Origin of the sequence: Kitasatospora sp. NPDC059599 (assembly GCF_042735125.1) — a bacterium.
Taxonomy (GTDB): domain Bacteria; phylum Actinomycetota; class Actinomycetes; order Streptomycetales; family Streptomycetaceae; genus Kitasatospora.
Window position 1 is genome coordinate 39,953 of sequence record NZ_JBHWCL010000001.1, and the last position, 21,379, is coordinate 61,331.

8 protein-coding genes are annotated in these 21,379 nt (G+C 73.6%); 1 reads left to right on the top strand and 7 read right to left on the bottom strand.

Annotation, left to right across the window (positions count from 1 at the left end; genetic code table 11):
• Window positions 1–11: 11 nt before the first annotated feature.
• From ACFV04_RS00185 to ACFV04_RS00210, 6 genes are all read right to left on the bottom strand, one after another.
• Window positions 12–1,067, bottom strand: a complete 1,056-nt coding sequence (locus ACFV04_RS00185; protein WP_380525742.1) for an MDR family NADP-dependent oxidoreductase — start codon at window positions 1,065–1,067, stop codon at window positions 12–14.
• Window positions 1,064–2,728 (bottom strand): phytoene desaturase family protein, encoded by a 1,665-nt coding sequence (locus ACFV04_RS00190; protein ID WP_380525914.1) that lies wholly within the window; start codon window positions 2,726–2,728, stop codon window positions 1,064–1,066. Before ACFV04_RS00190 ends, ACFV04_RS00185 begins: the two co-directional genes overlap by 4 nt.
• Before the next feature lie 44 nt (window positions 2,729–2,772).
• A complete protein-coding gene (locus ACFV04_RS00195; protein ID WP_380525744.1) occupies window positions 2,773–4,524 on the bottom strand; it encodes a phytoene desaturase family protein in 1,752 nt (583 codons plus the stop codon).
• Window positions 4,511–13,750: an amino acid adenylation domain-containing protein gene (locus tag ACFV04_RS00200; RefSeq protein ID WP_380525746.1), complete on the bottom strand. Its 9,240-nt coding sequence runs from the start codon at window positions 13,748–13,750 to the stop codon at window positions 4,511–4,513. The genes ACFV04_RS00195 and ACFV04_RS00200 overlap by 14 nt, the downstream gene beginning before the upstream one ends.
• A gap of 71 nt (window positions 13,751–13,821) precedes the next feature.
• The gene (locus ACFV04_RS00205) at window positions 13,822–14,679 is read right to left on the bottom strand and encodes a sterol desaturase family protein (protein WP_380337414.1); all 858 of its coding nucleotides are present in this window, start codon (window positions 14,677–14,679) and stop codon (window positions 13,822–13,824) included.
• A 271-nt stretch (window positions 14,680–14,950) separates the two neighbouring features.
• Window positions 14,951–16,384 carry a helix-turn-helix domain-containing protein gene (locus tag ACFV04_RS00210; RefSeq protein ID WP_380525748.1) on the bottom strand — a complete coding sequence of 478 codons (1,434 nt, stop codon included), beginning with the start codon at window positions 16,382–16,384 and terminating at the stop codon, window positions 14,951–14,953.
• A gap of 374 nt (window positions 16,385–16,758) precedes the next feature.
• Here ACFV04_RS00210 and ACFV04_RS00215 point away from each other — a divergent pair, with 374 nt between their 5' ends.
• Complete coding sequence (locus ACFV04_RS00215) at window positions 16,759–19,968, top strand: M28 family peptidase (RefSeq protein WP_380525750.1); 3,210 nt, start codon at window positions 16,759–16,761, stop codon at window positions 19,966–19,968.
• Between the two features lie 92 nt (window positions 19,969–20,060).
• Here the strand turns inward: ACFV04_RS00215 and ACFV04_RS00220 are convergent, their stop codons facing one another.
• Window positions 20,061–21,203, bottom strand: coding sequence for a hypothetical protein (locus ACFV04_RS00220; protein WP_380525752.1), 1,143 nt, complete (start codon window positions 21,201–21,203; stop codon window positions 20,061–20,063).
• Between the last annotated feature and the right edge of the window lie 176 nt (window positions 21,204–21,379).

Genomic DNA, 21,379 nt, shown 5'->3' on the forward strand with positions numbered 1-21,379 from the left:
CGGGCATCCGCTCAGAGCTCGACCAGCACCTTCCCCCGGGCCGCCGACCGGTCCACGTAGAGGCTGCGGTACGCGGCGGGGATGCTGTCGAAGCCCCGGTGGACGGTCTGCTGGTACCTCAGCTCCCCGTTCCGGACCAGCGCGCCGAGGTCCCGCCGCAGCGCCGCCCAGTTCTCGTCGGTGAACCACTCCAGCGAGAAGATCCCCCGGATCGTGGTGCGCGGGTACATGATCATCGGCAGCAGCCGCGGGCCCGCCCAGCCGCCGCCGACCTGACTCCCCCACTGCCAGCAGACCGCGACCCGGCTCTCGACCGCGAGCATGCCGAAGACCACGTCGGTCAGCACCCCGCCGAGGCTGTCGAAGTAGCGGTCGATGCCGTCCGGCGCGAGTTCGGCCAGCTCCTTCTCCAGCCGCTCCGGGGCGTCGCCGTCGCGGTACAGCACCACCCCGTCGAACCCCAGCTCCCACAGCCGCCCGGCCTTCTCCGGCGTCGCCGTGGTGCCGAGGACCCGCGCGCCCCGGTGCCTGGCCAGCTGCCCGACCAGCGAACCCACGGCCCCGGAGGCCCCGCTGACCAGCACGGTCGAACCGGGGCGCACGTCCAGGAACTTCTCGACCGTCCCCCAGGCCGTCATCCCCGGCCCGCCCAGGACGCCGAGCGCGGTGGAGAGCGGCAGTGCCTCGTCGTAGTGGCCGGGCTCCAGCCGGCGGAAGGCGGGGAAGACCATCGGGAAGGTGCCGGTCTGCCAGAGCCTCGGCGCGCCGTTGCTGATCACGTGGCTGCGCCAGCCGCCGAAGCCCTGCACCAGGTCGCCGGCCGCGAACGGCGCGGCCGGCCCGGCCTCCAGCACCTCCATGATCGAGTCGGCGCCCATGTGGTCGCCGATCGGGGTGTCCAGCGCGATGCCCTGCAGGTACGGGTCGACCGAGACGTACCGGGTGCGCAGCAGCATCTCGTCCGCGGCGAGGCGGACGTCCACCTCCTCCACGGCCTTCCGGTACATCCGCTCGACGTCCGGCACGCCGTCCACGTGCTCCCCGACGGTCCAACTCTCGATCCTCACGAGGTGACTCCAAACTGGCGGTCGACCGGTCCGACCGGGTCGATGAGCAGGGTGGGCGGCGGCGCGCTGTCGTCCACCTCGGCGGTGAACGGCTTGTGGTCGTCCCGGCAGACGAACTGGACGACGTGCCGGCCGGCCGCCGCCGCCCGGATCAGCCCGCCGGTGGTCGCCCAGACTCCGGAGAGGTAGAAGTTCTCCAGACCGGGCAGCCCCGGGCCGTTGCGCTTGATCTCCTCCTCCAGGGTCTCCCCGCCCTCCACGAAGGGCTGCCAGCCCAGCACCGTGCCGTCGTAGTTGCCGGTGTAGCGGACCTGGGTGAGCGGGGTGGAGACGTCCTTGACCGCCACCGCGTCCTTCAGACCCGGGTGGTGGGCGTCCAGGAACTCGATCACGGCGTCCCGCACCCGGCGCTTCTCCCGCTGGTACTCCCGGCCCCGGCCGACCGGCAGGGTGTGCAGTTCCTCGCCGCGCCGCAGCCGGGGCGTCTGCTCCGGCCCGGTGCTGAGTTCGCGCCAGGGGGCGATGTCGCAGAAGTAGCTGGCGTAGACCACGGTGGTCCCGGCCGGGGACAGCTCCGGGTAGTGGCGGCTGCGGAACTGGACGTTGATGCTGGGGTGCCGGATCCCGGTGAGCCGGGCGGCGAGGTCGTCCTCCAGCAGGTAGGTGGTGCACGGATCGCCGGCCGGGAAGGGCCGGCGCAGGCCGAGGAACACGGTCAGGTAGCCGGGGAAGACCATGCCGGGTTCGGTGATGGTCGTGGTGTACAGCCGGCGGTAGGTGTCGTTCAGGTAGCGGCCCTTGAGCAGGTCCAGCACCGTGGTCCGGCCGTCGCAGGCCGCCACCACGATGTCCGCCCGCACCTCCCGGCCGTCGCTCAGCCGCACCCCGACCGCCCGGTCCCGCTCGACCAGGATCTCGGTCGCCTTGGCGTTGTACGTGATCTCGCCGCCGAGCCGCCGGTAGCGCTGCTCGATCGAGTGCGCCAGGCCGAGCGAGCCGCCCTCCGGCACCCCGGCCGACTGCCCGGCGTGCGAGGCGAGCTGGAAGTACGTCGGCAGCACGGGGAAGTTGGGGTGCTTCTCGTAGAGGACGAAGTTGAACGCCTCGCGCAGCAGCGGGCTGCGGAACCGCGCCGAGTAGTCGCTCATCAGCACGGTGATCGAGCGCCGGATCACGTTGACGTACGGCAGGAAGGAGGCGAGCATCCGCCACCGCTCCCGCCGCCCCATCAGTCCGACCGGCTTGAGGAAGGGGTAACGGGCCAGCGCCAGGCGGAACTTGCGCAGCCCGGCACAGAACTGCCGGATCTGCCGGGCGTCCTCCGGGGCCAGTTCGAGCAGGTGGGCCTCCAGCCGGTCCGGGTCGGAGTAGAAGTAGACCGCCCGGCCGTCCCTGGCCCGCACCACGTTGAAGACGTCGAAGTTGCGCATCCGCTTGCCCTGCAGCGCGCCGAGTTCGAGCCAGATCCGGTGCATCTCGTTGCCCGGACCGCTGCCCAGCAGCCAGCTGACGCAGCAGTCGAAGGTGAACTCGCCGCGGTCCCAGCCGGTGCAGCAGCCGCCGGGGATCTCGTGCATCTCCAGGATCCGGGTGCGGTAGCCGTTCATCTGCGCGTAGCAGCCGGTGGACAGGCCGCCGAGCCCGCCGCCGATGATGACCATGGTCTGCCTGCCGCCGCCGGCCGTGCCGCCGGTCGTCGTCCCGCTCACTCCGTCACTCCCACTTCCACGTCCGCCGCTCCCGCCGCCTCCGTCTCCACGTCGGCCTCCACCGTGCCCGCCTGCGGCCGTGTCACGGTGGCCCGGTCGAGTCGCGGCAGGCGACCCCACTTGCCGGTGTGCCAGGGTTCCCGGCTCTCGCTGGGCCAGGCCCGGAACGGCCGCCCCAGTTCCCGGCAGAGGTACTGCGCGGCGAACCGCCCACTGGTGGCGGCCCGGATCAGTCCGCCGAGCGCGGTCCACTGCCCGGCCATCGAGAAGCCGTCGAGGCCGGGCAGCCGCATCCGGTCCCGGTTGACCAGCCGGTTGGCGACGTCCTCGGCCTCGGAGAAGGCCTGCCAGGCGAGGATGCTGCCGTAGGTGTTGCCGGTGAACCGCTCGGTGGTCACCGGCGAGGCCACGTCGACCAGTTCGATCCGTCGGCCGAGCCCGGGGTACGTCCGTTCCAGGAACCCCCGGACGAACGCGGCGACCTCCTGCTTGCGCGCCCGGTAGGCCCGGCGGTCCCGGACCCGCAGGTCCTTCCAGGAGCGGTAGTCGCTGAAGTAGGTGCAGTGCAGCACCGACTTGCCGGGCGGGGCGAAGCCCTCCGCGTAGGCCGAGCGCAACTGCACCACCAGGCTGCTCTGCAGCGATCCGGGCAGCCGGGCGCCCTCCTCGGGCGCCAGCAGGTAGGTGGTGCTGTGCGGCTCCCCCTCCGGCAGCGGGCCGTCGACGCCGACGAAGGCGGAGACCACGGCCGGGTACAGGTTGCCGGGCTTGTCGAGCAGTTCGCCGTACAGCAGGTCGGTGGCGGCGCTGGAGTAGCGGCCCCCGAGGAGCCGGTCGAGGACGGTCGGTCCGTCGCAGGCGGCGACCACGTGGTCGGCGAAGTGCCGTGTTCCGTCGCGGAGTTCGACACCGACGGCGCGGCCGTCCTCGATCAGGATCCGCTCCACCCGGCAGCGGTAGCCGACCACCCCGCCGAGCGAGGTGTAGCGCTCCTCCACCGAGCGCGCCAGCCCCAGCGAACCGCCCTGCGGGAAGCCCGCGTTGCCGTTGTGCGCGGCGGCCAGGGTGTACAGGTAGGGCAGCAGCGGGAAGCCCGCCGGTTCCTGCAGGAACATGTTGGGGAAGGCGCGGCGCAGCAGCGGGTCCTGGAAGCGCTCGGCGAAGCCGCTCATCGGGGTGGTCGCGGTGCGCCAGAACAGCCGGAAGGCGGGCAGGACGGCGCGCAGGGTCCGCAGCCGTTCCGCGGTGGTGCGCAGCGGCGGCGGGGTGAGGTCCCAGGGCAGGTCGACGGCGGCGAAGCGGCGCAGGTCCCGGCAGAAGGCCCGGATCGGCTTGGCGTCGTCGGGGGCGAGGGCCAGCAGGTGGTGTTCCAGCCGGTCCGGGTCGCCGTAGAAGCTGACGGCGCGGCCGTGTTCGTCGACGACCCGGTTGAAGGTGTCGAAGCGGGTCACCGACTTGCCGTCCAGGGCGCCGAGTTCGCTCCAGACCCGGTGCGCGCCGGTGCCCTCGGCGGTGCCGATCAGCCAGTCGATGCAGTAGTCGAACAGGTAGCCCTGCCGGGACCACGCGGTGCAGCAGCCGCCGGGCAGGACGTGCTTCTCGAAGATCCGGGTCTCCAGGCCGCTCATCTGCGCGTAGCAGCCGGTGGCGAGGCCGGCCAGGCCGGCCCCGATCACGATGACCCGGGGCGGGCCGCCGGGGGCCCGCTCCCTTCCGGACCAGTCCGGTCCGCGGTCAGCCGCGGCCATCGGCGGCGCCTCCGGCCAGGATGGCGCCCGCCAGTTCGGCGTTGCGGGCGGCGTGTTCGCCGTCGAGCATCTCGGCGTGGCTGCCGTGGCCGGCGTGCACGGCGGTGCCGGTGGTGGAGGCGCCGTGCCAGGACCCCTCCTCGCCGCCGACGTGCACGGCCAGCCGTTCGCGTTCGCAGACCACGTCGAGCTGGGCGCGCACCGTGCCGGTGTTGGGGGTGCGGCTGCAGAACTCCAGGTAGTCCCGGGCCTGTTCGAGGGTCTCCCGGGCGACGATCCGCGAGCCGGTGTGGCGGTGCAGGTGCTCGTGGAGTTCGCGTTCGAAGACGGCCACGTGTTCCTCGCCGAGGTCGAAGGCGTCCGGGACCCGGTAGGCGTCGACCAGCAGGACCGAGCCGACCGTGCGCCCGCGGCGTTCCAGTTCCTTGGCGACCTCGAAGGCGAGGTTGCCGCCGAGCGAGTAGCCGAGCAGCACGTACGGTCCGGCCGGGTGCAGTTCCTCGACCAGGTCGGCGTAGCGGGCGGTCTTGTCGTCGCCGGTCAGGTAGTTGAAGGCGGCGATCCGGTGCTCGGGCAGGTGCGCGGCGAGCTGCCGGTAGACCAGTCCGTGGCCGCCGGCCGGCGGGAAGCAGAAGACCGTCCGGCCGTTCGTCGCCGCGGGGTTGAACCAGAGGTACGGCTGGCCGCCGGCCGCCTCGCCGGTGATGATCTGCTCGACGGTGCGGGCCATGCCGTGCAGGGTGGTGACCTTGAACAGCCGGCCGACCGGGATCTCGATGGTGAACTCGGTCCGCAAGTGGTGGATCAGCTCGATGAGCCGGATCGAGCTGCCGCCGAGTTCGAAGAAGTCGTGCTGCAGGCCGACCTCGTCCAGGCCGAGCAGGTTCCGCCAGTGTTCGGCGACCCGGGTCTCGTAGAGCGTGACGGGCGGTTCGTGCCGGGCGCCGCCGGTGTCGGCCTTCGGCTCCGGCAGGGCGGCGAGGTCGACCTTGCCGTTCGGCGTGAGCGGCAGGGCGGGCAGTTCGGTGAGGTAGGAGGGGATCATCACGGTGGGCAGGTGCTCGGCCAGGTGGCGGCGCAGTTCGCGGCGGTCCGGCACCGCGCCCTCGGCGGGGACGACGTAGGCGGCCAGTACCGCCTCGCCCGAGGCGTCCTGGCGGACGGCCACACAGGCCTGGGCGAGTTCGGGGCGGGCGGTGAGGTGGGCCTCGATCTCGCCCGGTTCGATCCGGTGGCCGCGGACCTTGACCTGGTTGTCGATCCGGCCGAGCAGGTGCGCGGTGCCGGCGGTGTCCCAGTGCCCGAGGTCACCGGTGCGGTAGAGCCGCACCGGGGCGCCGTCGAGCTCCAGGGTGAGGAAGCGCCGGGCGCTCTGCTCCGGGTCGTTGGGGTAGCCGGCGGCGACGCCCGCGCCGCCGATCCACAGCTCGCCGGGCACGCCCGCCGGGACGGGTTCGCCGTACGGGTCCAGGATGTACAGCGCGCTGTTCGGGAAGGGCCGGCCGATCGGCACCATCCGGCCGGGTTCCAGGCCGTCGGCCGCGCCCTCGTAGTAGGTGCTGTCGACGGTGGCCTCGGTCAGGCCGTAGGAGTTGACCAGCCGGGTCCGCTCGCCGCACAGGGCGCGCAGCCTGCGGTGTTCGGTGGCCTTCCAGGAGTCGGAGCCGACGACGACCAGCTTCAGGAAGTCCAGCCGCAGGCCGTCCCGTTCGCAGTGGGTGAGCAGGGCGCGGGCCACGGCGGGCACGAACTCGCCGCAGTCCACGGCCTCTTCGCGCATCACCCGGTGCAGCCTGGCGGTGTCGAAGAGCAGCTCGCGGTCGACCAGGACGAGGGTGCCGCCGGTGCCGAGGGCCCGGGCGAGGTCGCCGGAGAAGACGTCGAAGGCGGTCCCGGCCATCTGCAGGTGCACCCGGGCCTCGGTGTCCAGCCGGTACTCCGCGCGCCAGCCGGCGGTGACGGCGGCCAGGTTGCGGTGGTCGACCCGGACCCCCTTCGGGCGGCCGGTGGAGCCGGAGGTGTGGATCACGTAGGCGGCCCGGTCCGGGTCGGCGGCGGGCAGCCGGGCGTCCCCGGCGGGCCGGTCGAGGTCCGCCAGGGTGACCGGCTGAGCGGGCAGGTCGGCGGCGGGCGGGCGCCGGTCGTCGACCACGACCAGGGCGGCGCCCGCGTCGGCCACCTGGTGCGCCAGCCGGTCGGCCGGGTGGCCGGGGTCGAGCGGCAGGTAGGCCGCGCCGGCCCGCCAGATCCCCAGCAGGGTGGTGATCAGCTCGGGCGACTTGTCGAGGCAGACGGCCACCACCGTGCCCTCCCCGACGCCCAGTTCGCGCAGCCGCAGGGCGGTGCGCCGGGAGCGGCGGTCCAGTTCGCGGTAGGTGAGGCGCCGCGTCCCGTCCCGGCCGGGTGCGACCACGGCGACGGCCTCGGGGTGTTCGGCGGCGGCCCCGGCGATCAGCTCCGGGAGCGGGGTGTCGTGGACGATCCGGCGCTCGGCGCCGCTGAACGCGGTGAGGATCTCCCGGCGCTCGGCCGGGTCCAGCATCCGCAGCCGCCCGACCGGCTCGCCCTCGGGGGCCCGGGTCATGGCGTCCAGCAGGTTGCGGTAGTGCGCGGCCAGCCGCCGGACGGTGGCGGGCTCGAAGAGGTCGGAGTTGTACTTGAGGACGCAGTGGAAGCAGCCGTCCGAGCGGTCCTCGTAGGCGGACAGCGTCAGGTCGAACTGGCCTTCCTCCTCCGGGAGTTCGATGTACTCCAGGCGGTAGCCGAAGCGCTCCACGGCGACCTTGTGGGTGAGCAGGATGAACATCGCCTGGAACACCGCGGAGCGGCTCGGGTCGTGCTGCAGCCCCAACTGCTCGACCAGCAGCGGGAACGGGTACTCCTGGTTGTCCAGCCCGCCGAGCACGCTCTCCCGGACCCGGGCCAGCAGCTCGGTCACCGTGGGCTCACCGGCCAGGCTCACGTGCAGCGGCAGCGGGTTGACGAAGTAGCCGTAGACGGAGGCGAACTCCTCCTGGGTGCGGCCGGTGACCGGGCTGCCGACCACGATGTCCGGCTGCCCCGACCACCGGTGCAGCAGCAGGTAGTAGCCGCCGAGCAGCACCATGAACGGGGTGGCGTTGTGCGCACGGGCCAACTCGTGCACGCGGGCCGTGAGTTCGGCATCCAGCCGGAAGAACTCGGAGGCGCCGTTGTGGGTCTGCACGGCCGGCCGGGGCTTGTCGGTGGGCAGCGCCAGCACCGGCATCCCGACGGGCAGCCGGCCGCGCCAGTAGTCGAGCATCCGCTGCGCCCCGGGCCCGGCCAGGAAGCGGTTCTGGTGGTTGAGGAAGTCCAGGTAGCGGGCGGGCACCGGGGGCAGGTCGGGGGTGCGTCCCCGGCGCAGCGCCTCGTAGACCTCGAACAGCTCCTCGATGAAGGTGAAGGTGGAGATCGCGTCCGAGACGATGTGGTGGACGGCCTTCATCAGCACCCACCGGTCCGGCCCGCGCCGGAACAGCCGCAGTCGCACCAGCGGGTCCTCGGCGAGGTCGTACGGCCGGCGGTACTCGCGGACGATCAGCTCGTGGATCTCCTCCCAGGGGCGGCCCTCGACGTCGAACAGCCCGGTGTCGGCCCGGTCCTCCGCGCGGATGCGCTGGACCGGCCGGCCCTCCTCGCTCGTGAAGGCGGCGCGCAGTCCGGGGTGGCGGGCGACCAGGCGGCGGAAGGCGGCGAACACCAGCTCCGGTTCGAGCGCCGCGCGGACCTCGACGGCGCCGCCGATGTTGTACGCGAAGCCGTCGGGGTGCAGCTGGCGCAGGAACCAGAGCGCCTGCTGGTTGTGGGTGAGCGGGTAGCGGGACTCGTCGGTGTGCAGCTCGACCTCGGCCCGGGCGGGGCCGTCGTCGGCTTCGAGCCGCTCGGCCAGGCCCTCGGTGAGCAGGTCGGCCAGGTCTCCGACGGTGCCGTTGCTGAGCAGGGCCACCACGGGCAGGGCGACGCCCAGTTCGCCGTGCACCCGGGCGCGCAGTTCCATCGCGAGCAGCGAGTCCAAGCCGTGCGCGCCGAGCCTGGTGTCCGGGGCGATCCGTTCGGCGGCGATCCGCAGCACGGCCGCGGCGGCGGCGGTGAACCGCTCGGTGACCAGCTCGTGCCGGGTCTGCGGGTCGGCCGCCCGGTAGGCGTCCAGGAAGCCGCCGGTCTCGGCCGGGGCCTGCTCGGCGGCGCTCGCCGCCAGCTCGGCGACCAGCGGCGGGGGCGTCGGGTACCAGGCCAGGAAGGTCGGCCAGTCGACCACGGTGGCGACCAGCAGCTGGGCGCGGTCCTGGCCGAGGACCCGCTCCAGGACGGCCGTCCCGGCGTCCGGCGGCAGCGAGCTCATGCCGCGGGCGTCCCGGTAGTGGGCGACCAGTCCCAGTTCCTCGATCATGCCGGTGGCCCAGGGCCCCCAGTCCAGGCTGAGCGCGGGCAGGCCGTCGGCCCGGCGGTGGTGCGCGAGCGCGTCCAGGAAGGCGTTCCCGGCCGCGTAGTTGGTCTGACCGGCGGTGGTGAGCAGCGAGGCGACGGAGGCGAACAGCACGAAGTGGTCGAGCGGTTCGTCGCGCAGCAGCCGGTGCAGCAGGTGACCGCCGGCGACCTTGGGGGCGTACCCGGCGTCGAAGGCCGCGCGGTCCATCTGTGCCAGCAGGGTGTCCTTGACCTGCCCGGCGAGGTGGAACACGCCGCGGATCGGCGGGAGCCGGCGCTCCCGGTGGTCGGCGAGCCAGCCGGCCAGGGCGGCCTCGTCGGTGACGTCCACCGGGGCGAGCAGCGGTTCGGCGCCGAGCGCCTGGAGTTCGCGCAGGAAGGTGATCCGCTCCCCGGCCGGGGTGTCCGGGTCGGTGTGCGCCCACCGGGAGCGCTCGGGCAGGGCGGTGCGGCCGACCAGGATCAGCCGCCGGGCGCCGCGTTTGACCAGGGTGCGGCAGAGCACCCGGCCGAGGGCGCCGAACGCCCCGGTGACCAGGTAGCTGCCGTCGGGGCGCAGGACCGGCGGCAGCGGCCGGGTGAGGCCCTCGGCCGGGCGCAGCCGGCTGGTCAGGCGGCCGCCGGCTCGCAGCGCGATCTCCTGCTCGTCCCGGGCGGCGAGTTCGGCGAGCAGCGCCTCGGCCTGGTCGGCCGCGGGGACGGCCGGGTCGAGGTCGACCAGGGTGCCGCGCTGGGCGACGAGTTCCTGTTGCCACAGGACGCGTCCGATGCCCCAGGCGGGGGCGCCGAGCGGTTCGACCCGGTCGCCGGGGGCGGCCGGCTGGGTGCCCCGGGTGACGATGTGCAGCCGGGCGTCCGGGCGGGCGGCGGGCAGTTCCCGGGCGAGCGCGATCAGCGAGTAGGCGCCGAGGGTGGCGAGTCCGTCGAGCCGGTCGGCCGTGGTGGCGTCGAGGGCGGGCAGGTCGAGGTTCCAGAGGTGGACGACGGTGCGGTGGCCGGGGTCCAGGTCGGCGAGCAGCCGCCGGACGTCCTCGGCGGAGTCGGGCCGGACGGTCGAGTGCCCGTCCTCGTGCCGGTACCGCGCGCCGGGCCGGACGAGGTGGCAGCGGGCGCCGTGCCGGGCGGCGAGCGCGGCCAGCCGTTCGGCGAGGCCGCTCCGGTCGGCGAAGAGCAGCAGGTCGCCGGGCGCCTCCTCGGCGACGGGCGCGGGCGCGGGCGTCCACGCGACCTCGGTGAGCCAGCCGTCGATGGTGGCCAGGCCGACCGAGGCCGGGGCCTGGGCGACGTCGGCGACCCGGAAGCCGCTGATCCGGCCGACGGGGGCGCCGTCCTCGGTGTACAGGGCGATGTCTCCGACGAGTTCGGCGCCGCTGTCGCGGGTGACGGTGGCGTGCGCCCAGAGCGGGCGGGCGCCGATCCCGTCGAGCCGGACCTCCTCGATGGTGACTGGCAGGCGGACGCTGCCGTCCTCGGGTGCGTGCAGGGTGGTGGTGAGCAGGGTCTGGAAGCAGGCGTCCAGCAGGACCGGGTGCAGGTGGTGGTCGGCGGCGTCGGGGCCGAGGGCGGCGGTCGGCCGGATCCGGGCGAGCGCCCGGCCGGGGCCGGCCCAGACCTCCTCGATGGCCCGGAAAGCGGGTCCGTAGTCGTAGCCGCGCTCGGCCAGTCGCCGGTAGCAGTCCGGCCCGTCGAGGCGCTGCCCGTGGGTGTCCGGCGCCGAGAGGTCCGGGGCGGGGCCGTGGGAGCGGCGCTGGCCGGTGCGGACCCGGCCGCAGGCGTGCACGGTCGGCTCGCCGCCGGCCGGGGTGGCGGCGACGGTGAAGCGGGCGTCCTCCGGCGCGTAGCCGAGCTGGACGGGGACGGGTTCGGCCTCGGAGAGGAACAGGGCCCGGTTGAGTTCGACCTCGGCCAGCACCACCTCGGTGCCGCCGGTGAGGGCGCGGACGGCCTGGGCGGCCATCTCCAGGTACCCGGCGGCGGGGAAGACCACCCGGCCCTCGATCCGGTGGTCGGTCAGGTACGGCAGCCGCTCGGGGTCGAGCACGGTGGTCCAGCCGGGCTGGGCGCTCGCGGTGCGGCGGCCCAGCAGCGGGTGGTCGACCCGGCCGAGTCTGACCCGCTCGACGGGCACGGGCTCGACCCAGTACCGGTCGCGCCGCCACGGGTAGGCCGGCAGCGGTACCGGCCGGCCGGCCGGGTGCAGCGCGTCCCAGGTCAACTCGACGCCGAGGGTGTGCAGTTCGGCCAGGCTGCGGGCGAAGCGCTCGAGCTCGTCCTGGCGGCGGCGGATCGACGGCAGGGTGTGCGTCCGCTCGGCGCACTCGCGGATCGCGTGGCCGAGCACCGGGTGCGGGCCGACTTCCAGGAACAGGCCGTGCCCGTCCTCGGCCATCCGCTCGACGGCGGCCCGGAACCGCACCGGGTTGCGGACGTTCTCCCACCAGTACCCGCCGTCCAGTTCGGGGCCCCGGGCGAGGCCCTCCCGTGCGGTCAGGTAGAGCGGCAGCCGTGCCTCCCGCGGCTTGACGGGGCCGAGCGCGGCGACCAGCTCGTCCCGGATCGGATCCATCCGCACGCTGTGGTACGGGACTTCGACGTCCAGGAGGCGGGCGAAGACGCCTTGCTGCCTCAGTTCCCCGGCCAGCTCGACCAGGCCGTCGGTGTCCCCGGCCAGGGTCACTGCGGACGGGCTGTTGACCGCGCCGAGGGAAATCCGGGCGCGGTACGGCCGGATCCGGCGCTCCGCCTCGGCCTCCGGCAGGCCGACGGCGAGCATGCTGCCGGTGCCGGCCAGCCGCTGCTGGAGCCGGCTGCGGGCCAGCACCACCCGGACGGCGTCGGCGAGGTCGTACACCCCGGCCTCGTGGAAGGCCGCGACCTCGCCGGTGCTGTGGCCGACCACCGCGTCGGGGCGCAGGCCGTGGCTGCGCCAGAGCGCCGAGAGGCCCACCTGGACGGCGAAGTTGGCGGGCTGGGCCAGCCAGGTCTCGGCCATCCGGGAGTCGGTCTCGTCCCGGCCCAGTTCCGTCAGCAGCGACCAGTCGGCCTGCTCCCGGATCTCCGCGTCGACGGCCCGGACGGCCTCCCGGTAGACCGGCTCGTTCTCGTACAGGCCGCGGCCCATGCCCCACCACTGCGGCCCCATGCCGGTGAACACCCAGGCCAGGCGCCGCTCCCGGCGTTCCCGGGCGCGGCCCCGGGCCACCCGGGGGTGCTCCTCGCCGCGCTCGCACGCGGCCAGTGCCTCGTCCAGGTCCTGCCGGGAGGTGTACGCCACCGCGAGCCGCTCGGGCAGGTGCTGGCGGCGGTGCGCCAGGGTGTGGCCGAGGTCGGTGAGCGAGGCGCCGGAGGCCAGCTCCTGCCGTACGGCGGCGGCGAGTTCGGGCAGTCCGGCGGCGTCCTTGGTGCTCAGCGGCAGGACGGTGCAGACCGGTTCCGCGACCGGCGGCGCGGGCTCCCGGCCGGGCGGTTCCTCCAGCAGGACGTGCGCGTTGGTGCCGCCGAAGCCGAAGGAGTTGACGCCCGCGCGGGCCGGGCCGCGGTGCTCGGGCCAGTCGACCGGCTCGGTCGGGATCTCGAAGGGCAGCGCGGCCAGGTCGATACCGGGGTTGGGCCGTTCCAGGTGGAGGTGCGGCGGGATGCGGCGGTGCTTCAGGGCGAGCGCGGTCTTGATCAGCCCGGCGACGCCGGCGGCGGCCTCGGTGTGCCCGATGTTGGTCTTGACCGAGCCGACGTAGCAGCGGTCCCCGGAACGGCGGCCGATGCCCAGCACCCGGCCGAGCGCGGTGGCCTCGATCGGGTCGCCGACCGGGGTGGAGGTGCCGTGCGCCTCCACGTACTGCAGGCTGCCGGGCAGCACCCCGGCCTCGGCGCAGACCCGCTCGATCAGGGTGACCTGGGCGTCGGCGTTGGGGACGGTGATGCCGTTGGTGCGGCCGTCCTGGTTGACGCCGCTGCCGAGGATCACGGCGTGCACCGGGTCCCCGTCGCGCCGTGCGTCGGAGAGCCGCTTGAGGACGACCACGCCGACACCCTCGGCCCGGACGTAGCCGTCGGCGGAGGCGTCGAAGGCCCGTGAGCGGCCGTCCGCGGAGAGGAAGCCGCCCTTGGTCTCGGCGATCGTGTACTGCGGCGCCATGTGCAGCAACGCACCGCCGGCCAGGGCGAGTTCGGTCTCACCCCGGAGCAGGCTCTGGCAGGCGAGGTGGACGGCGACCAGGGAGGAGCTGCAGGCGGTGTCGATCGAGACGCTGGGGCCGCGGAAGTCGAAGCAGTGCGAGATCCGGTTGGAGACCATCGTCATCATCGTGCCGGTGGCGGTGTGCGCGGCGATCGTGGTGAAGTCGAGGTCGGCGAACTGCAGGATCTTCCAGTCGAGGGTGAAGGCGCCCATGTAGACGCCCACTTCCCGGCCGGCCAGCTCGGCCGGGCGCAGGCCGCCGTCCTCCAGGGCCTCCCAGCTGACCTCCAGGAGCTTGCGCTGCTGCGGGTCCATGTGTTCGGCCTCGCGCGGGCTGATCCCGAAGAAGTCCGGGTCGAAGGTGTCGAAGCCGTCGATGTAGCCGCCCCGGCCGCCGATCAGACGTCCGGGCTTGGCCCGGTCCCGGCTGCCCAGGGTGGTGGTGTCGTAGCGGTCGGCGGGCGTCCCGGTGAGGCAGTCCCGGCCCTCGATCAGGTTGCGCCAGTAGGTCCGGTGGTCGTTGGCGTGTCCCGGCAGGCGGCAGCCGATACCGGTGATCGCGATGGGCTCGCGGGGCACGGCGAAGGGCGAGGAAGTCATGATCCAATCCGAGGGTGACGGCGTGGCGCCGGGGGCGCGGGCAGAGGACGGACGGCTGCGCGGACGGGAGTTCAGGCCGACTGCTCGCCGGTCTTCACCCGGCGCCAGGGGTGCAGCAGGCTGGCGCCGAGCTCACCGGTCGTGGGGAACGCGGCCGGGTCGGGGAGGCCGACGGCGGTGGGCACCCGGCCGGGCCGCCAGGTGAAGCTCCCGAACACGTGGTCCCACAGCGAGAGGTCGGAGGAGTAGTGGCCGGCTTCGGCCAGGTCGGTGCTGTGGTGCAGGCGGTGGAGTTCGGGGCCGGCCAGGACGTGGGCGAGCGGCCCGAGGTGGACGTCGACGTTCGCGTGGACGAAATACCCCTGCGCAAGAACGAATATTCCGACCACGAACACAGAATCCGCCGAGAATCCGATCATTGCCAGCGAAAGTTGGACCACGGACTGCGCGACGAAGACGTCCAGGAAATGATTCACGCCGTTGTTCGCGACGTTCACCTTCTCCGGAACGTGGTGCACGCCGTGCAGCCGCCAGAGCCACCGGTTGCGGTGCGACCAGCGGTGCACGAGGTAGTCGCCGAGCGATCCGACCAGCAGCGCGAGCGGGATCTCCACCGCGAAGGGCAGCGCCGGGTGCGCCGGGCCGAGCAGCTCCACCAGCCCCGTCACCAGCCCCTGGGCCAGCGCTCCGCCGATCATGCTCAGCACGAAGTACACGCTGTACCAGCCGAGTTCGCGACGCGTCGGGTGCCAGTCGGTCCGGTACGGGATCACCCGCTCCAGCACCGCCAGGTATCCGATGACGGCCACCAGGACGAGCGGGGAGACCCGGTCGGGCGCCCAGTGGAGGCGCAGGGTCGCGACGGCGGTGCACAGCACGCCCAGCAGCAGGAGTGGATGGGCGAGCCGGCGTGCAAGGGTGTACAGCACGCGCCCCTCGTTCTTCGCGGACTAACGACTGGAAACGTCTCGACTCTAGCGGGAGCCGATGGTCGGGGCAGTCATTCGACGTGGTAACGCCATGAATGACCCGATCGGCGGACGATACGCGCACGAAGTTGACGCTCGAACCGCGCGAAGGGGGCGCATTTCGCCGCTGGAGCGGGAGTTGTCGCGACACTGCACCTCCACACCGCCCGGTGTGGGGCCGCGAGCCCCCGCCCGCGGGAACGTCCGGTCGACCCGGTGCGCGCGCCGCCGCTCAGGCCCGGACCAGCTCCGCCAGCCGGTCGGCGGCGCGCGGTTCGCACGCCGCGAGGCGGTCGCGCAGGCCGCGCAGCTCGTACTCGACCAGGGCGGGGAGAGCGACCCCGGGGGTGCCCTCCAGCGCGGGGGCGAGCAGGTCGACGGCCGCCCGCGGATCGTGCGCGCAGACGTGGCAGTCCGCCGCCCGGACCACGAACAGCAGTCGGCTGGCCGGGAGTTGGTCCGGACCGAGCAGGCCGATCGCGGTCTCGGTGGCGCTCAGCGCCCGCCGGGCCAGCCGGGGGTCGTCGCCGGCCACCGCGAGGTCGCGCAGGGCGGCGGCCGCAGCGGCCTCGACCCGCACCCGCATCGAGGCGATGGAGAGCCAGGGCACGTCGACTTCGTCCTGCGCGCCGATGTGGTCCAGATGCGCTCTGGCCAGGCCGATCTGACGGACGGTCGACCGGACGTCACCGGTCAGGGCGTGCGCGCGGGCCCGGCTGATCCGGCCCATCGCGCCGGCCCAGTGCCGACCGGGGGCGACCCGGTCGATCTCGCGGGCGTAGCCGAGCGCGGCCTCCGGGTCGCCGTCCAGCCGGGCCAGGATGCTCAGGTCGCTGAGCGTGCCGACCTGGGTGGCCTGGTCCCCGGCGAGACCGGCCCAGGTGAGCGCGCGGTCGTAGCAGGCCATCGCGGTGGCGTTGCGGCCGTGCTGCATGCGCAGCGCACCGGCCGCGTGGGCGTGCTCGGCGGCCAGCCGGGCGAGCGGACGGCGTTGTCCGGCGGGGGCGTTGGCGAGCCGGGCGAGGACGGCGTGCAGGGTGCGCTCGACGGCGGCGGCGAGGCCCGGCCGGTCACCGGTCTCGCCGGAGCGCAGGCGGGCGGCGAGCAGTCCGGTCAGGGCGTGCGCGGTGGCGGCGTCCAGCGGGGCGACGGCGGCCGGGTCGGCGAGCGCCCCGGGGGCGCAGAACTCGGCGTGCAGCCCGGCAAGTTCGGCGGCGCCGGGGACGGCGCAGCCCGCGGCGCCGTGCAGTGGGCAGAGCAGGCCGTAGTCCGGCAGCCGGGCCGGGGCGGGGGCGGCCGGGGCCGGGGTTGGACCGACCGGGGCGGGGCCCGGCAGCGGGGGCCGCAGCAGTGCGGGCGAGAAGGAGTCGAGGGCGCACAGCTCCGCGGTCTCGGCGCGCAGGCAGGAGGCAATCAACTCCCCTCCCGCGCCGAGGAGTTCGTCGATCCGGTCGGCGACCCTGGGGGTGACCCGGCGGGATCCGTGTTCGATCTTGCTGACCGCGGTGTGGTCGTAGCCGATCCCGGCGCCGAGTTGCGCCTGGGTCAGGCCGGCCCGGCGCCGCCAGTGCCGCAGCCGGGCGCCGAACTCCTCCCAGGCGCCCCGACCCTGGCCGGTCGACGGTGCCGGAGCCCCCGCCGCAGGGACCACGCGGTTCCGCTCCACGGCTGCCTCCCCGGGTGCGTCGTCGTTCCCGGCCGATCGCGGGGCCCGCCGACGATTCCAGTGGTTCCGACGACTCCGATGACGAGGACGGTGCTCGATGGCCGACGGTACTCGACGGCCACCCGCGCCGTACATGATGTGGTCTCAACCACTGGAAGAAAAGCCCAGCTTGACGCGAAGCGGGGACGCGGGCTTGACGGAATTTGCCAACCCTATGCATCGCCCGCACCAGCCATTGACCCGAGCATGACGCCATGTGAGGGTTCGGGCACCCGAGCGCGGACGGCCCGCACGGCCGTCCCCCCGACGCGGCCTGCGGTGCGCCACCAGCCTTGCCGTCCGCGGTCGAGGACCCCCACGTGCGAGGAGCCTCGATGCAACGCAGGATTTCCACGGGTCGGTTGCTCACCACGGCGACCACCCTGACCGTGCTGGCCGGCCTGATCGCCGCCACCGCGGGGCCGGCCACCGCCGCGCCCACCCCCTCCCCGGCGCCACCCGGCGCCCTGGCCGCCGCCGTCAACGCGGCCGACGCCGCGGCCTCGGCCGGACTGGACGCCCTGGCCAAGGGCCCCGACGAGACCTACGAGCGCAAGTCCGTCACCCCGTGGGTCGGCGGCCTCTACTCCGTCGCGTACGAGCGCAGCTACCGCGGCCTGCCGGTGGTCGGCGGCGACGCGGTGGTGCTCGCCGACGGACAGGGCAAGGTCCGCGGCCTGCAGTCCGCCGCCCCCGGCCCGGTCGGCGGGTCCGTCACCCCGCAGGTCAGTGCGGCGCACGCGGAGAAGACCGCCCGCACCGGCCTGACCGTCGTGGACAAGGTGGAGTCCAACCGCCTGGTCGTCCGGGTCAAGGACGGCAACGGCGGGCGGCTCGCCTGGGAGACCGTGCTCGCCGGCAGCAGGGGCAGCGCCCCGAGCCGGCTGCACGTCTTCGTCGACGCCGCGAGCGGCGAGGTCGTCGACAGCTACGACGACGTCCACGCCGGCACCGTCAACAGCAAGTGGAACGGCCCCGCCCCGGTCACCATCGGCACCACCGGCTCGGGCGGCTCCTACTCGCTGCGCGACCCGAACCGGCCGGGCCTGTCCTGTTCCGACTACAGCACCGGACAGGTGTTCTCCAAGTCCGCCGACTCCTGGGGCACCGGCAGCCCGACCAGCAAGGAGACCGGCTGCGGCGACGCGATGTTCGCGGCCCAGAAGGAATGGGACATGCTCCGCGACTGGCTCGGTCGCAACGGGCACAACGGCAACGGCGGCAGCTGGCCGGTGAAGGTCGGCCTCAACGACGTCAACGCCTACTGGGACGGCAGCACGATATCCATCGGCCACAGCCAGGCCAACGAGTGGATCGCCTCGATCGACGTGGTCGGCCACGAGTTCGGCCACGGCATCGACCAGTACACCCCGGGCGGCGCCAACAACGAGGCCGGGCTGGGCGAGTCCACCGGCGACATCATGGGCGCGCTCACCGAGGCCTACGCCAACGAGCCCGCGCCGTACGACAGCCCGGACTACACCGTCGGCGAGATGATCAACCTGGTCGGCAGCGGGCCGATCCGCAACATGTACAACCCCTCACTGGTGGGCAACAACCCCAACTGCTACTCCTCCTCCATCCCGAACACCGAGGAGCACGCGGCCGCCGGACCGCTGAACCACTGGTTCTACCTGCTGGCCGAGGGCTCCAACCCGGGCGGCGGCAAGCCCACCAGCCCGACCTGCAACAACTCCTCGGTCACCGGCATCGGCATCAAGGACGCCGGCCGGGTCTTCTACGGCGGCATGCTGCTCAAGACCAGCGGCATGACGTACAAGCGCTACCGCACCGCCACCCTGACGGCGGCGAAGAGCCTGGACCCGTCCTGCACCTTCTTCAACCGGGCCAAGGCCGCCTGGGACGCGATCAGCGTGCCCGCGCAGAGCGGTGACCCGTCCTGCACGCCGTCCGGCACCAACGACTTCTCGCTGTCGCTCGGCCCGGCGTCCGGCTCGGTCCAGCCCGGCGCCTCGACCACGGCGACGGTCGGCACCGCCCTCACCTCGGGCACCGCGCAGTCCGTCGGCCTGAGCGTCTCCGGCGCCCCGTCCGGCGTCACCGCGACGGTCAGCCCCTCGTCCGTGCAGACCGGTTCGTCCGCCACGCTGACGCTGTCGGCCTCCTCGGGAGCCCCGGCCGGGACGTACGTGATCACCGTCACCGGCACCGCCGGCGCGGCCACCCACACCGCCCAGTACACCCTGACCGTCGGCGGCGGGGGCAACCCCGGCGGGCCCGCGCCCGACATCGACGTCGCCAAGGTCCAGGCCCACCTGTCGCAGCTGAACACCATCGCCGACCAGAACGGCGGCAACCGCCGGGCGGGCACCGCCGGGCACAGCCAGTCGGTGGCGTACCTCAAGGGCAAGCTGCAGGCCGCCGGGTACACCGTCAGCGAGCAGACCTGCACCTCCTGCACCTACCAGTCCTCCAACCTGATCGCCGACTGGCCCGGCGGCCCGTCCGACCAGGTCACCATGTTCGGCGCGCACCTGGACAGCGTCGGCGCCGGCCCCGGCATCAACGACAACGGCTCCGGCTCGGCCACCCTGCTGGAGAACGCCCTGGTGCTCGCCCAGCAGAACCCGTCGCTGACCCGGCACGTCCGGTTCGCCTGGTGGACCGGCGAGGAACAGGGCCTGCAGGGCTCGCAGTTCTACGTCGGCCGGCTCGGCTCCGCCCAGCGCTCCGCGATCAAGGCGTACTACAACTTCGACATGGTCGGCTCGCCCAACGCCGGCTACTTCATCAACAACATCTCCTCCTCGGCCTCCGCGCCGATGAAGGCCTACTGGGACTCGCTCAACCTGCAGCCGGAGGAGAACGTCGAGGGCCAAGGCCGCTCGGACGACTACTCCTTCCAGCAGGCCGGCGTCCCGACCTCGGGCTACGCGGCCGGGGCCAGCGACACCAAGACCTCGGCGCAGGCGGCCAAGTGGGGCGGCACGGCAGGCCGTTCCTACGACTCCTGCTACCACCAGTCCTGCGACACCACGGGCAACGTCGACGCCACCGTGCTCAACCGCAGCGCCGACGGCGTGGCCTACACCATCTGGAAGACCTCGGTCGGCGGCGCCACGCCCGCCAACGACTTCTCCGTCTCGGTGAACCCGGCCACCGCCACCGTCAACCCCGGTGACACCGCCACGGCGACCGTCGCCACCGCGACCACCTCCGGCTCGGCCCAGACGGTCTACCTGACCGCCTCGGGCGCCCCGGCCGGTGTCACGGTCTCCTTCAGCCCGTCCTCGGTCCAGTCCGGCGGCTCCGCGACGGTCAGCATCGCGACCTCCGCCTCCACCGCGCCCGGCACCTACGGCATCACCCTCACCGGGAGCGGCTCCGCCACCCACACCACCAGCTTCTCGCTGGTCGTGGGCAACGGGAACCCCGACCCCGGTGGCACCTGGTCGGCCGGCACCACCTACCAGGCCGGCGACACCGTGACCTACAACGGGGTCACCTACGTCTGCCTCCAGGGCCACACCGCCCAGGTCGGCTGGGAGCCGCCGATCGTCCCGGCCCTGTGGCAGCCGGTGTGACCGGAGCGCCCTGACGCCTCCTGAAAGCCACTGCGCCGCGGTCCGTCGAGGGGACGGACCGCGGCGCAGCGGTGCTGTCGGGGGTCGGCTGGTCAGCCCGGGTGGAACGCGACCCGGACGGTGGCGTCGAAGGGGAGGATCAGCCCGTTGCCGCTCTCCCAGGTCCAGTCGCGCGGGACGAGGAACATCCGGCCGCCGGAGTGGGCCAGCAGCCGCAGGCCCTCGTAGCGGTACCGGAACCTCGCCCCCTCCTCCACGTCGGGCAGCACCGTCTCCCGCACCCCCGCCCACCCCAGGTGGAGCCGCTCCGAGGTGTCCAGGACGACCGCCGGACGCCGGTAGAGGTGGTGGGCGAGCTGCTCGGCGTCGGCCGTCCCCTTCTGCTGGGCGTAGCCGCCGACCGCCCAGTACGAGCAGAGCACGATGATCGCCACGCTGATGCCCAGCGCCGCGCGCTCCCCGGTGAGCGGGTAGTCCGCGCCGGTGCTGCGCACGTACATCAGGCGGGCCAGCACCGCGAGCAGTAGCGCGCCGCCGATCAGCAACGGGGTGCCCATCGGGCCCGCGTCGACCACCTCGAAGCCGGCCAGGAAGCCGACCACCAGCAGCGGGAGCACCAGCACGGTGACGGCCAGGCAGATCCACCGGACGGTCCGGGCGCCGCCCCTGCCGTCTCCGGCCGCCCTGGTCGCGAGGTGGTAGCCCAGTGCGCCGAACAGCGCACCGACCAGCGCCACCCCGGCCGGGACGTAGAGCGCGGGCGAGCTGCGGATCAGCAGGTCCTGGGTGGTGAAGCCGATCGTGCCGGCGTCGATGCCGAAGTAGGCGTAGAGCGAGCTGGTGTAGGCGTAGCCGAAGAAGAAGAGCAGCGCGGTGAGGAGGGTGGTCGGGGCGACCCAGGTGGCGAGCTTGGCGATCCAGTCGGTCCAGGGCCGTGCCTCCGGCTGCTTCGGCCCGTCCGGGAGCTCGCGCGGAGGCTCGTGCGGGGGCTCCTCCTCCTCGCCAGAGCTCAGGAGTTGCTCCCGGCGGAGACGCCGCCGTACGGGCTCGCCCCGCCACCGGGGGTGGAGCCGTTGCCGGAGGTGGAGCCGCTGTCGGGGGTGCTGTTGTTGTCGGGGGTGCTGTTGTTGTCGGGGGTGATGATCTCCACGGCACCCTCGGCCTGGACCGACTTGCTGGCCCCGTCGACCGTCACCGTCAGGCAGATCGTGCGGCTCGTGGTGCCCGGCTTCCACTGCGGAAGGGTGAACCCGACCCGCTCGGTCTCGCCGTCGACCACCTGGACCGTTTGCGAGGTGGGGGTCGCGAACGCCGTGGTGTGGCAGTCGGCGACCTTGCTGATCGTGGCCTTGAAGCTGGTCTTGGACGTGAAGGACAGCTTGATCAGGGCGGCGTTGTCGGTGCCCTGGAC